Genomic DNA, 13,615 nt, shown 5'->3' with positions numbered 1-13,615 from the left:
AACAGAACGAATGAATTTATTATTATTGATACTTGTTCCATTGCTTACCAGCCTTGTTGTATTGCTGATGCCCGGCAAACAATGGGTACGCATTACGGCATTGGCGGGATCAGTGGCACAATTGGTATTGTCATTCGTTTTGTTTGCTGCATATAATAAGGCCAGGGCAGGCGATCAAAATAATTCTTTTCTTTTTGAACAGCAATACAACTGGTTCCCCAACTGGAATATCAGCCTGCATTTTGGCGTGGATGGTATTGCAGTAGCCATGATATTGCTCACTGCATTTGTTGTGGTGGCCGGCGTGCTCATTTCGTGGAACGTGGAAAAGATGACGAAGGAATTTTATTTCCTGCTGCTGTTATTGAGCTTTGGCGCTTATGGCTTCTTTATCTCGCTCGACCTTTTTATTTTATTCTTCTTTTTAGAAATTGCTGTGATACCAAAATATCTTCTTATAGGCATTTGGGGCAGCGGCAAAAAAGAATACAGCGCCAATAAGCTGGCCCTGTTGCTGATGTTTGGTTCTGCATTGGTACTGGTGGGTTTACTGGGTACTTATTTTGCAGCCGGTATCAGAACCTTCGACCTGCAGCAGTTGACCGCATTTAAAATTCCGGCGACTGTGCAAAAGATCTGCTTCCCATTACTATTTGCAGGCTTTGGGGTGTTTACAGCACTCTTTCCATTTCATACCTGGGTGCCGGATGGGCATTCCTCCGCGCCCACTGCCGGATCAATGTTCCTGGCGGGTATTTCGATGAAACTGGGCGGTTATGGCTGTCTGCGTGTTGCCGTGTACGTTATGCCGGAAGGTGCTAAACAATATGCAGATATCATTATTGTACTTGCTTCCATTGCGATATTGTACGGCGCCTTCGCCACCATGATGCAGCAGGACCTGAAATACATCAATGCCTATTCTTCCATCAGTCACTGTGGTTTTGTGTTACTGGGCATTGGCATGCTTACACAAACGGCTATTAAAGGCGCCGTGATGCAGATGGTGAGCCATGGTTTAATGACGGCCCTGTTCTTTGCAGTGATCGGCATGATATACGAACGTACGCATACCAGGAAAGTGGATGAGATGGGTGGATTGTTGCGGCCGCTTCCTTTTATTTCAACAGTGTTATTTCTTGCAGGATTGTGTTCGTTGGGCTTACCGGCGCTGAGTGGTTTTGTGGCGGAGATGACCGTGTTCACAGGCTCGTGGGAACACCCGGATATTTTTCACCGCGTTGCCACTATTGCCGCCTGCCTGAGCATTGTTGTTACAGCTGTATATATTTTAAGAGCGATCGGTAAAACGGCGATGGGACCTTTGAAGGAAAGTTTCACCGGCCTTAGTGACGCCAAATGGAATGAACGATTAGCGGCTATTATTCTTATTGCGGGTATTTTGGCAATTGGTCTGGCGCCTTCGTGGCTGAATGACCTGGTGAGGCCGGGTGCGGAAATTATTATGCAGCGGATGAAATAGTTAAGTATACCGAAATTTTATTTCGGTTGGAAAAGCCCGAAAAGAATTTTCGGGGAACAAAAACAAATGAGTGAAATTTTTACCATACTGAAAAGCGAACTGGTGGTCACCGGCATCATCTTTATCTTATTATTGATAAAGCTGGGCAAGGGTATCAAAAATGATGTGCTGTTGCCCATCATCCAGCTTTTATTATTACTGAATTTTATTGCCAGCTGCTTTTGGAATTTTGAGACCAGCTGTTTTGCAGATATGTATCAAACCGATATGGTAATAGCCTGCGAAAAAAGTATCTTAAGCCTGGGTGTTTATCTTATATCATTGCTCTTTACCGGCTGGTTACGGCAAACAGAACATTTAGCAGAATTCTTTATTCTTTTATTATCGGCATTGCTGGGTATGTTCCTGTTGTTATCGAGCGGTAACTTCTTAATGTTCTACCTGTCGCTGGAGCTGGCTACTATCCCCGTTGCAGCAATGGCCAATTTCGACCTGCAGAAAAAAACAGCTTCCGAAGCAGCGATGAAGATGATCCTCTCTTCTGCATTTTCATCCGGTATTTTATTGTTTGGCATTTCACTGGTGTATGGCGTTACCGGCACCATCAGCTTTGCAGAATTGCCCACGATGCTCAATGGCAGTACCATACAAATAATGGCGCTGGTATTTTTATTCAGTGCGTTTGCATTCAAATTATCCATTGTGCCTTTTCATTTATGGACGGCCGATGTGTACGAGGGCTCCCCTTTTGCAGTTACTGCTTTTCTTTCTGTAATATCCAAGGGCGTTATCGCATTTGCATTCATTGCTTTTTTATACAAAGTATTTCAGCCGATGCATGCAGTATGGTACAATATGCTGATGCTGTTGTCGGTCGTTACGATGGTATTGGGTAACCTGTTTGCTTTGCGCCAGCAAAATATCAAACGGTTCCTCGCCTTTTCTTCTATAGCGCAGGTGGGTTTTATACTGGTGGGTATCAGCGGCAGTTCTGCGCAGGGCGCTGCAGCGGTAATTTATTTTGTGCTCATCTATGTATTCAGCAATCTTGCAGCTTTTGGTGTGGCTGAAACCATCGCATTATTTACCGGCAAAGAAAGAATAGAAGATTACAAAGGGCTTTATCAAAACAATAAATTCTTAAGCTGGGTATTGGCGTTGGCGTTGTTCTCATTAGCGGGCATTCCACCCACAGCAGGTTTTTTTGGTAAATTGTTTTTGCTTACTGCCGGTGCAGCAAAAGCCAATTATGCGTTTATCACTATTGCAGCATTGAACATGATCGTTTCGCTGTATTATTATTTAAAAGTGGTACGGGCTGTTTTTATGGATAAGAGTGATACGCCTCCCCCCGCAATACCCGTCAACCCATTCACAAAATTTGGACTGATCATTTGCGCAGCAGGTATTGTACTAACGGGCTTACTGGGATGGATATACGATCATATAGCAGCCTTGTTTTAAATAAAATTATTTTCTATAAATCACAACACAGATGGCGCTCAATAAAAATCATGAGTTTGAAGATCTGGACGGTGTTAAATGCGGCATCGTGGAAAGAAATGTTACGCCGCAAAGGCTGGCATTTATAAAAGAATTGCTGGAGTATAATGGCTTTACCGTAGTGGCAATTCCCACACCGCCACCCAAGGCCGCACCTGCTGCAAAAACTGAAGAAGGTGCTGCACCTGTGCCAGAACCCGCTATACCGACCACTTTTACGGTAGGCGTAACAGATTATACTTTTAATCCTGTCAATGCAATTTTCGGCAGGTTATTGAAAGCTCCCCATGGACATATTGTTACACTGGCTTACTGGCAACAGCAGGACGCTGCACCCAATGATGCAGTTCCATATTTTGAAAAGAAATAGTTTCCGCAGTAAAGTAAGGACAAAAAAATGGGGGTGCTGCTAACACCCCCTCCGCTGTTTAAAACCAAAGAATGAAAAACCGCCCCTTTTGTAGTTATCTAATAATCGTTATTTATTCGTTGTACACTTATCATCTAAAAATTCGTAAACCTGTATGCAGTTGTGGCAGCAGTTTTATCAATATTTTTTAGTAAGATAATTTTTGTTGCTTCCCGTCAATACGCTGTCAAGGTAGCTTTGTGTATTCATCAATTCCTTCTTCGTCTCTATCTGAAGCATGTGTAAAGAGTCATTTTTCAATATCAGCAACTCTTTTGCATGTATCAGGTTCCTGTTGAATTGTTTTGTAAAAAACAATGATACCGATAAAAATAAAACTGTAGCTGAGAGTACAGTAAATATCATAAACCTCGTCATCCTTGCATTTTATACAATTTAGAATGCAGGTATTAAAAACGCATTAAAACAGCGTTAAAAATCATTAATGAAGCGATAAAATGTTGGGAATGTTGATAATAAAAACAGTTCCTGTCTGTTTGGTGGAGTCGACAGTAATGGTTCCTTTGTGTAAAGAAAGTATATTCTTTGCGAGTGTTAATCCAAGGCCAAAACCCGGTTTGCCCTGCGCAGAATCTGCCCGGAAAAAAGGTTGGAAAATATTCTGGATATCATTTTCCGGTATCACTTCTCCCTGGTTGTGTACTTTTATCAAAACCTCTGCTGGCTTGAATTCGGCAGAGATGGTTGACCGGTTGCTGTCGGAATATTTACAACCATTTTCAATGATATTTTTCAGTGCGCTGTATAAAAGATTCGTGTTACCAAATACAGTCAGCATTTTTTCATCTTCGGGAAATACATCAAAGTCCAGTGCGGCACGGTAATCTTTATTTTGTTTCTGAATATCCGATACCACTTTAAACAACACTTCATCCAGTCTCACTTCTTCCAGGTTAATAGCGCCCTGCGATCCTGCTTTCGCAATATCCAGCAGGCTTTGTGTCAATAACTGCAGTTCCTTGATGTCTTCATACACACTTACGATCACTTCCTTGTATTCTTCCTGTGTGCGGTTCTTTTGCATGGCCACTTCCAACTGGCTGGAAACTGATGTGAGTGGTGTTGACAATTCGTGCGAGGCGTTGGAAATAAATCTTCTTTGTATAGCGAAAGAATCCTGCAAACGGTTCAGCAGGTTATTAAAAGTTTCTGCCAGCTTGGTAAGCTCATTCTTTTCACTATCTATTTTTACTCTTTTGGAAAGATCCACGGAAGTGATCAGGTTCACTTCTCCCGTGATGCGTTCTATCGGGTACACCAGTTTTCTTGCAAAGATGATCCCGGCAAAAAAGGAAAGCAATACCGCCAGCAATAAAGACACGAGTAATATTTTATTTAACTCCACCAGGTATTCCTGCCCGTCTTTATCAATGGCCGAAACTGCCACAATAAAATTGCTGTTCTTATCCACATGATGAATGGCTACTGCTTTTTTATTACCATGGGTGAAAAAAGTGGCGCCGTCAATTTTCGCTTTTTCTATGATCTCTTTGGTGAGATAAAGCGAATCGCCGGTACTATCGGAGTACATGTATACATAGGCATCTTTATAGCCTGTTATCGTAATACTTTTTTTGAAAAAAGCGCTGGAAGAAACATCCAGCCTGCGCAGCACAGAAAAATTAGAATCTTTTACATCTGCATATACTTTTGCACTGTAGAGCGCTCTTTTCTCTATCCTTCCGCGAAAACTCTCTTCTCTTTCTTTTACACTGAAATAATAAATGGATAAACTAACCAATGCCAGTATAAGCATTACCAAAAGGGAAAATAAAAAAGCGATTCTTGTATTTTATGCTCATGCAGCTTATTTCTCTTTCATAATGTAACCCATGCCCACCTGCGTATGAATGAGTTTGGGTTCATAGTCCTTGTCGATCTTTTTACGCAGGAAGTTCACATACACATCTATCACATTGGTCTTGGTATCAAAATCAAGGTCCCATACTTTTTCAGCAATATCCGCCCTGGATACTAAACGGCTCCTGTTGCGCATAAAGTATTCCAGCAACTGGAATTCTTTGGCTGTAAGATAAATGATATGACCATCCCTGGTTACTTCCTTGCTGTCAACATTCAGTTCAAGATTGGCTACTTTTAAAACATTGCCGGCGGGAAATTGCTGGTTGAGTGTTCGCTTCAGCAATGCTCTTATACGAACCAATAATTCTTTGAATTCAAAAGGTTTTACCAGGTAATCATCTGCTCCGGCATCAAAGCCTTCTATCTTATCGTCGGTGGCATTCAGCGCCGTTAGCATAATGATGGGTATATGCTGGTTGCGGCTGCGGATGCTTTTGGTCAGTTCATAACCATTGATCCCCGGCAGGTTGATATCCGTAATGATGAGATTAAAACTACCGGATTCGTACAGCCTCAACCCGATCTTTCCATCGTATGCTTTTTCCACATGATAATCCAGCTCCGTTAAACCCTTTGAAAGTGTATCGGCAATCTTCTTTTCATCCTCAATCAATAAGATCTTTATCTCTTCCATGGCATAAAGTTATTTTATTCTTAGTTAATGCCATGTAAATAAAATCCAAAGCCAGCCAATCGGATTAAAAAGGAATTAAAATATCGTTAAAACAGGGCTATACTCACTTATTCCAGGTAATACTGAGCTTTTGAACATCAGCAGAATTGGGTCCAGCCATGATATCAAAATCACCCGGTTCCCAATCATATACCAATGCATCGTTATAAAATTTCAGGTCATTGGTGGTAAGGGTAAATTTTACTTCCCTGCTCTCTCCTTTCTTTAAAAATATCTTTTTAAATCCTTTCAATTCTTTTACAGGCCTTACTACAGAACCAAAGCGGTCCCGTACATACAACTGCACCACTTCTTCTCCATCATAATTACCGGAGTTGGTTACCGTTACAGATACTTCCAATTTATCATTCGCTTTTAAGGCAGTTTTATTTACAGTAAAAGCGCCATAAGTGAATTTGGTAAAACTCAATCCATAACCGAATGCGTACCGTGGACTGTTCAGCAGATCGGTATAGGCCGATACATAATTCACATCATTATCTCTTTTTGCCGGTCGGCCGGTGTTATAATGATTGTAATACACAGGAATCTGCCCTTCTGTTCTTGGGAAGCTGATGGGCAATTTACCGGCGGGGTTATGATCGCCAAACAATACATCGGCAATGGCATTACCGGCTTCGGTGCCCAGCCACCAGGTATATACAATGGCGGGAACATTATCTGCCGTCCAGTTAAACACCAATGGTCTTCCTGCACTTATTAAAACTATCACCGGCTTGCCGGTAGCCATCACTGCTTTGATCAGATCTTCCTGCACACCGGGCAAATGCAGGTTGCTCCTGCTTTTGGCCTCACCGGTCATATTGCTTGCTTCGCCAACACTCAGCACCACTACATCCGATTGCCTGGCAACAGCCATTGCTTCATCAAAACCTGCTTTGCTGCTGTCGTTGATATTACAGCCCTTGGCATATAAAATATTCGCATTGGCGGCCAGCTTGTTCTTTACACCGTCAAACAATGTTACGATCCTGGCGGTATCATCGGGCCAGCTATAACTCCAGAAACCCAGGTTATCCCTCACTGCTTTTACAAAGGGGCCTATCAATGCAATGTTGTTGCTTTGTTTGGATAAAGGCAATAACTGGTTATCATTCTTCAGCAGCACGATACTTTTTTTAGCCATCTCTCTCGCAACAGCAAGATTATTTTTATTATCCCATTGTTCTTTTTCTCTTGCTTCGTTGCAGAATTTAAAAGGGTCATCGAACAATCCCATTTCAAATTTCTTTTTTAATATTCTTTTTACTGCTTCATCTATCACAGCAATTTTTACTTTGCCTTCTTTAACCAATGTAGCCAAATTTTTTATGTAGCTGCGGCTTTCCATATCCATATCGCTGCCGGCATTGGCGGCCAGCATGGCTGCTTCATATTTATCTTTTGCATAACCATGGTTCACCATCTCTCCCACACTGCCCCAGTCGCTTACTACAAAGCCTTTAAACTTCCATTGGCCTTTTAAAATATCCCGTTGCAAATATTTGTTGCCCGTGGCAGGAATGCCGTTAAGATCATTGAAAGAATTCATGAATGTTGCTGCGCCTGCTTCGGCTGCTGCTTTAAATGGCGGCAGATATACTTCGTACAACTGGCGCAGGCTCATATCAACAGAATTATAATCGCGGCCGCCAATTGCAGCGCCATAGGCTGCAAAATGTTTGGCACAAGCCATTACTGCATCGGTATTGCCCAGGCCTTTTCCCTGGAAGCCTTTTACTCTTGCTGCTGCGATCAAACTGCCGAGGTAAGTATCTTCACCGGCGCCTTCCATAACACGGCCCCAGCGGGGATCACGGGCTATATCCACCATTGGCGCAAAGGTCCAGTGAATACCGGCAGCCGCTGCTTCGGTCGCTGCAATGCGGGCGGTTTGTTCAATTGCTTCCATATCCCAGCTGGCTGCTTCGGCAAGGGGTAAGGGAAAGATGGTGCGGTAACCATGTATCACATCCTGCCCGAAGAGCAATGGGATTTTTAATCTTGACTGCAGGGCGATCTGCTGCAATGTTCTTGTATGATCCACGCCCGTTACATTCAGTATCGAGCCCAGTTTTCCTTCGCGAATTTGATTTTGCTTATCACCATCCTGTGTAATAGGACCTGTTGCATTAAAATCACCATTGTACTGGTTCATCTGCCCGATCTTTTCATCCAGCGTCATCAGTTTTAAAACAGAATCCACTTTCTGGTCAATGGTTTTCTTTTGTGCCGTACAAAAAACAACCTGCGCCATTGCAATACACAACAGGCACAGGTTTTTAAAAAGATTTGTTGTCATTATTTTTATTTAACCCAGTTTACAGTTGCTGTTTTTACATCTCTTGAATTACCGCCGATCATTACCTGGAACTCTCCCGGCTCCCAGTCGTATTTAAGATCGGGATTATAAAATTTCAAATCATTGGTGGTAATGGAAAAATTAACGGTCTTTGATTCTCCTGCCTTCAGTTCAATTTTCTGAAATCCTTTTAATTCCTTCACAGGCCTTGTCATGCTGATGCCCACCACATCACGCAGGTACAACTGTACAGTTTCCTTACCATCATATTTTCCGGTATTCGTTACCGTTATACTGGCTGTTAAGGTTTGATTACCTTTTAAAGAAGTATTGCTGAGTTTTACATCACTGTAGCTGAAGCCACTGTAACCTAAGCCATAGCCAAAAGGATAAACAGGATCATTGCTTACATCCAAATAGTTGCTCCTGAATTTGGAGAACCATTTACCATCCTGCAAAGGGCGGCCGGTGTTCTTATGGTTGTAATAAATGGGCACCTGTCCTACATTCTGCGGAAAGGTGGTGGTGAGTTTGCCTGAAGGATTTACATCACCAAACAATACATCTGCAATGGCATAACCTGCTTCGCTGCCGCCAAACCATACATTCAATATCGCAGGCACATTATCATTTTCCCACTTTAAAGCCAGCGGTCTGCCGGTAAATAAAACCAATACTACGGGCTTGCCTGTTTTTAATAATGCTTTGATAAGATCTTTCTGCGCTTCGGGAATTTGTATATCGCTGCGGCTGCTGCATTCCCCACTCATTTCAGCAGATTCTCCCACTGCTGCCACTACCACATCTGCCTGGTTGGCGATGTTCACGGCTTCCTGTATGATCTCAGCTGCAGGGCGGTTGTCCCATTTAAGGTCTTTACCAAACATACCGGCACGTTCCACAAATGCTTTATCATAATCCAGGTTAGCACCTTTGGCGTATAATATTTTTGCTTTATCCCCCACCACTTCTTTCAGGCCTGTTAACACAGAGGTTGCTTTTGAAAAATTGGCCGCCACACTCCAGGTGCCGGGCATATTCTCCTTGTTATCAGCCAATGGTCCTACTAATGCAATAGTGCCGTTTTTTTGTAATGGCAGAATACTGCCTGCATTCTTTAACAATACAAAACTCTGCGCTGCAATAGCCCTTGCTTCTTTGCGGTTGGCATCGGTGAACACTTCTGTTTTTGCACGGTTGGCATCACAGTATTTATAAGGATCATCAAATAAACCCAGTTTATATTTTGCTTCCAGTATGGTTCTGCAAGCCGCATCGATCTGCTGCAGTGTAACTTTTCCTTCGGCCAGCGATTTTTTTAAGGTGGTTAAAAATCCTTCTCCCACCATGTCCATATCTATTCCTGCATTCAATGCTTTGGCAGAAACTGTTTGCAGATCGCCCAAACCATGATCGATCATTTCATTAATGCCTGTATAATCTGTTACCACAAAGCCTTTGAAACCCCACATCTTTCTTAATACATCTGTCATCAAAAATTTATTGGCGGTAGCTGGTATACCATCCACTTCGTTGAAGGAAGCCATGATACTGCCGGCACCTGCATCGATCGCTGCTTTGTAAGGTGGCAAGTACTCATTGAACATGCGCACCCGGCTCATATCAGTTGTATTATAATCACGGCCGGCTTCGGCAGCGCCATACATGGCATAGTGTTTTACACAACTTAATATGGTATTGTTCTTTGTAAGATCATTGCCCTGGTATCCTTTTACCATGGCTTTGGCGATCTCTCCCCCCAGGTACGCATCTTCACCGTTGCCTTCTGCAATGCGCCCCCAGCGTGGATCACGGGCCACATCCACCATCGGCGAAAAGGTCCAGTTGATCCCGTCTGCACTGGCTTCGGTAGCTGCCACCCTTGCACTGCGTTCTATCGCATTCATATCCCAGGTGCAGGACAAACCTAACGGTATCGGGAACACGGTTTCGTAACCATGTATCACATCCATGCCGAATATCATCGGTATTTTAAGGCGGCTTTCTTCCACTGCTACTTTTTGTACGGCACGTATCTTTTCCACGGATTTGATATTGAATAGTCCGCCTACTTTTCCTTCTTTTATTTTTTTACCGATATCAGAATTGGACGCCTGGCCGGTAACAATATCGCCGGAACCGGGCAGGTTCAGCTGACCGATCTTTTCATCCAGTGTCATTTTCTTCATCAGCGCATCAATGAAGGTTTTCATCTTCGCGTCGGTGCTGGTTTGTGCGGCAGCATGTAGCGTAAATACCAGCATCAAACCGGTCAATACCCTTTGTACTTTTTTCATGTAAGCATCGTTTTTATTTCACTAAATATGGTTCTATTATTTTTTGCCAGATGGCATAGCCTTTGGCATTCATGTGCAGGCGGTCTTCAATAAAAATATCTGCCATGGGTTTACCTTCTGCATCCAGCATGGCATCCCATACATTGATGAAGGCAGTATGTTTCTTCTTCTTCAAATATTTTTTGATGAGTGCATTGCTGGCCATCATCCGGTCTTTTTTTGCCCAGCGGCTCGGGGCCGGTTTTAAAGAGATAAAAGCAATCGGAACTTTGGGAAATTGTTTTCTTATATCCGTAATGAGTTGTTTTACCCTGCCCAGTACAATTTCGGGTGTGATCGTATCAGATGAAGCTACATCGTTCTCACCGCAATAAATAACAACCTGTTTAGGTTGGTAAGGAAAGATCACATCCTTTTCGTAGCGGATCACATCCGGCAAGGTAGAACCACCAAAACCGCGATTGATGATGGTATAACCGGGAAAATAGTTTTGTACATCCTTCCATTTGGTAAAAGAAGAACTGCCTACAAAGAGTATGGCATTTTTAGGTGGAGCGCTGATGGAATCCTGTTTTTTAAAGGCAGCGATATCGTTGACGAAGGGCTGCGCAACAGCATGCAATGCTGAAAACAATATTATTAACAGCGATAGAATTTTTAAATGCAGGTATCTTTTCATTATAAAATTTATTCTGTGTTAAAGCCAGCCCCGAAGGGGCGTAATCTTCTAACATGCGGGCAGCGCCCCATGTTTTAATGCCTAATCCCACACATACCGTTCATCATACTCTACATTATACTTCTTTAAAAATCCCCGGAATTCATCCTGGAATGTCTTCTTCTCATGATGTGTATGCTGGTTCTCTATATACCGTACCACTACATCCAGTTGAGAAGAATTTACAGAGAATGCCCCATAACCTTTCTGCCAGTAAAAATCTTTATAAGCCTCTCCTTTTGTTTTGATCCATTTTGACGACCGTTTCTTTATCTCTTCCAAAAGATCCATTAACGCTACTCTTTTTGATAGAAAGCAAAGCACATGAATGTGATCGGTATAGCCGCCTACTTTTATCGGTATACATTCCATGATGTTACATACACCGCCGATATAAGCATGCAGCTCTGATTCTATTGCTGCATCTATCAATGGTTGCCTGTATTTAGTACTGAAAGTAATGTGCGTACTTAATCTTACTAATGACTGGCTCATGTTTGCTTTTTTAGGGTTTAGGATACAGTGCTTACGCACTGCATGTACTTAGAGCTTTGCTCTAAGTTATGGTATTGCGCCCTTTCAGGGCTTGTCCTATTCTACTTTCATTACTTTATATTTTTCACTCACCCCATTTTCATTGATCGCTTCAATGGTAAAGTAATAAGTTTTCTGGCTGTCCATGGCCCTGAACCAGTATTCATTAAAATCGTGGATCATGATGCAGCTGTATAATTTATCAGGCGCTGTTCCATAATACAGGTTGTAGGCAAAAGCATTATCCACCGGGCTCCATTTAATGTAAGCGCTGCGCTTATCTTTTTCTGTACGCAGCACGATCAGGTTTTTAACAGCCGCTGGTTTTTCACCATTGCCATTGCCAAATACACGCAGTCCACTGATGGCGAATTTACCGGTGGGCATATGTATATTTTCCAGCCTGATGTAACGTGCCTGCACCGGTGTTGCCAGCTCAACATAATCATGCGGCACATCCGTATTATTAGCACTCTTGTCTACCAATATATTCCATTTTTTCCCATCTGCAGAATAATACAGTTTGTACTGGTGATAAATATTGGTCTGCTTGCCTAAAAATTCCACATCCTGGTCGGCATAATTGATCTGCACCGCATTCACCGTGGAAAGATTGCCCAGGTCCGATTGTATCCATTCTCCTTTGTCGGCAGTTTTGGCGCTCCAGTAGGTTTTGATGCTTTCGTCCACTGCATTATTGGCATAGTAACTACCAAGTGTAGACGAAACTGCTACAGGCTTTTTATAATTCAGCAAATACCATTCGGGCCGGTAATGCTGCGGATCCGCATTTGCTGAAGGTAAATACAGCGGGTAATCCCCAAACGCCGTATTACACCATATCATATCATCCTTATCAAAACCGGCAGGCCAGATGCCCATCCTTCGCTCCCACGTATTTTTAACACAGATGATGCTGGTGGAAATATGCCAGTAGTTATTGAAATTATCTGTAAACGTGGCTCCATGCCCCGCTCCTCTTGAAAATCCACCGGGTTTAAAACTCATGGGATCCGATTGAGGAAATGTTTGTATGCCATCAAACAATGGTTTACTGCCCACTACCACACCGTCAGCATAACCACTCATTTCTGTTCCCGGTGCGCCGTATTGAAAATAGTATTTGCCATTGTGTTTGGTCATCCAGGAGCCTTCAATGAAGGGATCTAAAAAAGTATTGTCCATGTATTCACCAAATCTTTGCCAGCCATAACGCCAGTCTTGTAACAAGTACATAGGCGTGCGGGTGCCAATAGGTTTGAATGTTTTCCGGTTCAGTTCCACACCATACACAGGATAATTGTTACTACTGCCGTTGTACATGTACAGCCTTCCATCATCATCCGTAAAAAAAGCAGGGTCCCAGCCACCAATCTCGAATGAATCCACCAGTGGTTTCCATTCGTTGGCCTTGGGATTGGTGCTCATCCACAAAGTGAATTTACTGGTATAGGTTGAGCCAAACACGATCATCGTATCGCCAATGACACCAACAGCCGGCGCACACAATTCATCTTTAGTATCATTGTTCCAGGGGCGCAGGAATTTTCTTTCATTGAATTTCCAGTGCAGCATATCATTGCTGTACCAGTATCCCCATTGATTGGTGCTGAACAAATAATAATCGCCTTTATAATTCACGATCACCGGGTCGGCCGTGGCACGGTGCTTACCCCATTCGGTAAAACTGGGGAACGGCGTGTACCCGTAATCGATATTAACAGGATTACAATAGGTTTTTTGCTGCGCCTGCATCGATACAACAGTAACGAACAGGAAAATAATTATGGCAATTATTTTTTTACGCATAGA

General features: G+C 42.8%; 11 protein-coding genes. 3 read left to right on the top strand and 8 right to left on the bottom strand.

Annotated features, from left to right (window positions below; all coding sequences use genetic code 11):
* Positions 1–10 precede the first annotated feature (10 nt).
* From QM738_RS19325 to QM738_RS19315, 3 genes are all read left to right on the top strand, one after another.
* Positions 11–1,483, top strand: a complete 1,473-nt coding sequence (locus tag QM738_RS19325; RefSeq protein ID WP_462278388.1) for a complex I subunit 4 family protein — start codon at positions 11–13, stop codon at positions 1,481–1,483.
* Positions 1,484–1,549: 66 nt separating this feature from the next.
* The gene (locus QM738_RS19320) at positions 1,550–2,947 is read left to right on the top strand and encodes an NADH-quinone oxidoreductase subunit N (RefSeq protein WP_462278387.1); all 1,398 of its coding nucleotides are present in this window, start codon (positions 1,550–1,552) and stop codon (positions 2,945–2,947) included.
* Positions 2,948–2,978: 31 nt separating this feature from the next.
* Positions 2,979–3,356: a hypothetical protein gene (locus QM738_RS19315; protein ID WP_462278386.1), complete on the top strand. Its 378-nt coding sequence runs from the start codon at positions 2,979–2,981 to the stop codon at positions 3,354–3,356.
* A 177-nt stretch (positions 3,357–3,533) separates the two neighbouring features.
* Here QM738_RS19315 and QM738_RS19310 read toward each other — a convergent pair whose 3' ends face one another.
* The 8 genes from QM738_RS19310 to QM738_RS19275 all read right to left on the bottom strand — a co-directional run bounded on the left by QM738_RS19310 (position 3,534) and on the right by QM738_RS19275 (position 13,612).
* Positions 3,534–3,773, bottom strand: coding sequence for a hypothetical protein (locus tag QM738_RS19310; protein ID WP_462278385.1), 240 nt, complete (start codon positions 3,771–3,773; stop codon positions 3,534–3,536).
* 64 nt (positions 3,774–3,837) lie between these two features.
* Positions 3,838–5,172 carry a HAMP domain-containing sensor histidine kinase gene (locus QM738_RS19305; RefSeq protein ID WP_462278384.1) on the bottom strand — a complete coding sequence of 445 codons (1,335 nt, stop codon included), beginning with the start codon at positions 5,170–5,172 and terminating at the stop codon, positions 3,838–3,840.
* Between the two features lie 51 nt (positions 5,173–5,223).
* The gene (locus QM738_RS19300) at positions 5,224–5,913 is read right to left on the bottom strand and encodes a response regulator transcription factor (protein WP_462278383.1); all 690 of its coding nucleotides are present in this window, start codon (positions 5,911–5,913) and stop codon (positions 5,224–5,226) included.
* Positions 5,914–6,016: 103 nt separating this feature from the next.
* Positions 6,017–8,254, bottom strand: a complete 2,238-nt coding sequence (gene bglX / locus QM738_RS19295; RefSeq protein ID WP_462278382.1) for a beta-glucosidase BglX — start codon at positions 8,252–8,254, stop codon at positions 6,017–6,019.
* Positions 8,255–8,259: 5 nt separating this feature from the next.
* On the bottom strand, positions 8,260–10,551 hold the full coding sequence (gene bglX / locus QM738_RS19290; protein ID WP_462278381.1) for a beta-glucosidase BglX: 2,292 nt from the start codon (positions 10,549–10,551) through the stop codon (positions 8,260–8,262).
* Positions 10,552–10,564: 13 nt separating this feature from the next.
* Complete coding sequence (locus QM738_RS19285; RefSeq protein WP_462278380.1) at positions 10,565–11,230, bottom strand: GDSL-type esterase/lipase family protein; 666 nt, start codon at positions 11,228–11,230, stop codon at positions 10,565–10,567.
* An 81-nt stretch (positions 11,231–11,311) separates the two neighbouring features.
* Positions 11,312–11,764, bottom strand: coding sequence for an IS200/IS605 family transposase (gene tnpA, locus QM738_RS19280; RefSeq protein ID WP_462278379.1), 453 nt, complete (start codon positions 11,762–11,764; stop codon positions 11,312–11,314).
* Between the two features lie 96 nt (positions 11,765–11,860).
* Positions 11,861–13,612: a discoidin domain-containing protein gene (locus QM738_RS19275; protein WP_462278378.1), complete on the bottom strand. Its 1,752-nt coding sequence runs from the start codon at positions 13,610–13,612 to the stop codon at positions 11,861–11,863.
* Positions 13,613–13,615 lie beyond the last annotated feature (3 nt).

The organism is Ferruginibacter sp., from assembly GCF_049840995.1.
Classification (GTDB): domain Bacteria; phylum Bacteroidota; class Bacteroidia; order Chitinophagales; family Chitinophagaceae; genus Ferruginibacter.
The sequence above is the reverse complement of the archived record's forward strand: the minus strand, read 5'-3'. Positions and strand labels throughout refer to the sequence as shown.

Coding starts and splice junctions, on each gene's coding strand:
- QM738_RS19325 (WP_462278388.1), top strand. CDS start 11: ATGAATTTATTATTATTGATACTTGTTCCATTGCTTACCAGCCTTGTT.
- QM738_RS19320 (WP_462278387.1), top strand. CDS start 1,550: ATGAGTGAAATTTTTACCATACTGAAAAGCGAACTGGTGGTCACCGGC.
- QM738_RS19315 (WP_462278386.1), top strand. CDS start 2,979: ATGGCGCTCAATAAAAATCATGAGTTTGAAGATCTGGACGGTGTTAAA.
- QM738_RS19310 (WP_462278385.1), bottom strand. CDS start 3,773: ATGACGAGGTTTATGATATTTACTGTACTCTCAGCTACAGTTTTATTT.
- QM738_RS19305 (WP_462278384.1), bottom strand. CDS start 5,172: ATGCTTATACTGGCATTGGTTAGTTTATCCATTTATTATTTCAGTGTA.
- QM738_RS19300 (WP_462278383.1), bottom strand. CDS start 5,913: ATGGAAGAGATAAAGATCTTATTGATTGAGGATGAAAAGAAGATTGCC.
- bglX (WP_462278382.1), bottom strand. CDS start 8,254: ATGACAACAAATCTTTTTAAAAACCTGTGCCTGTTGTGTATTGCAATG.
- bglX (WP_462278381.1), bottom strand. CDS start 10,551: ATGAAAAAAGTACAAAGGGTATTGACCGGTTTGATGCTGGTATTTACG.
- QM738_RS19285 (WP_462278380.1), bottom strand. CDS start 11,230: ATGAAAAGATACCTGCATTTAAAAATTCTATCGCTGTTAATAATATTG.
- tnpA (WP_462278379.1), bottom strand. CDS start 11,764: ATGAGCCAGTCATTAGTAAGATTAAGTACGCACATTACTTTCAGTACT.
- QM738_RS19275 (WP_462278378.1), bottom strand. CDS start 13,612: ATGCGTAAAAAAATAATTGCCATAATTATTTTCCTGTTCGTTACTGTT.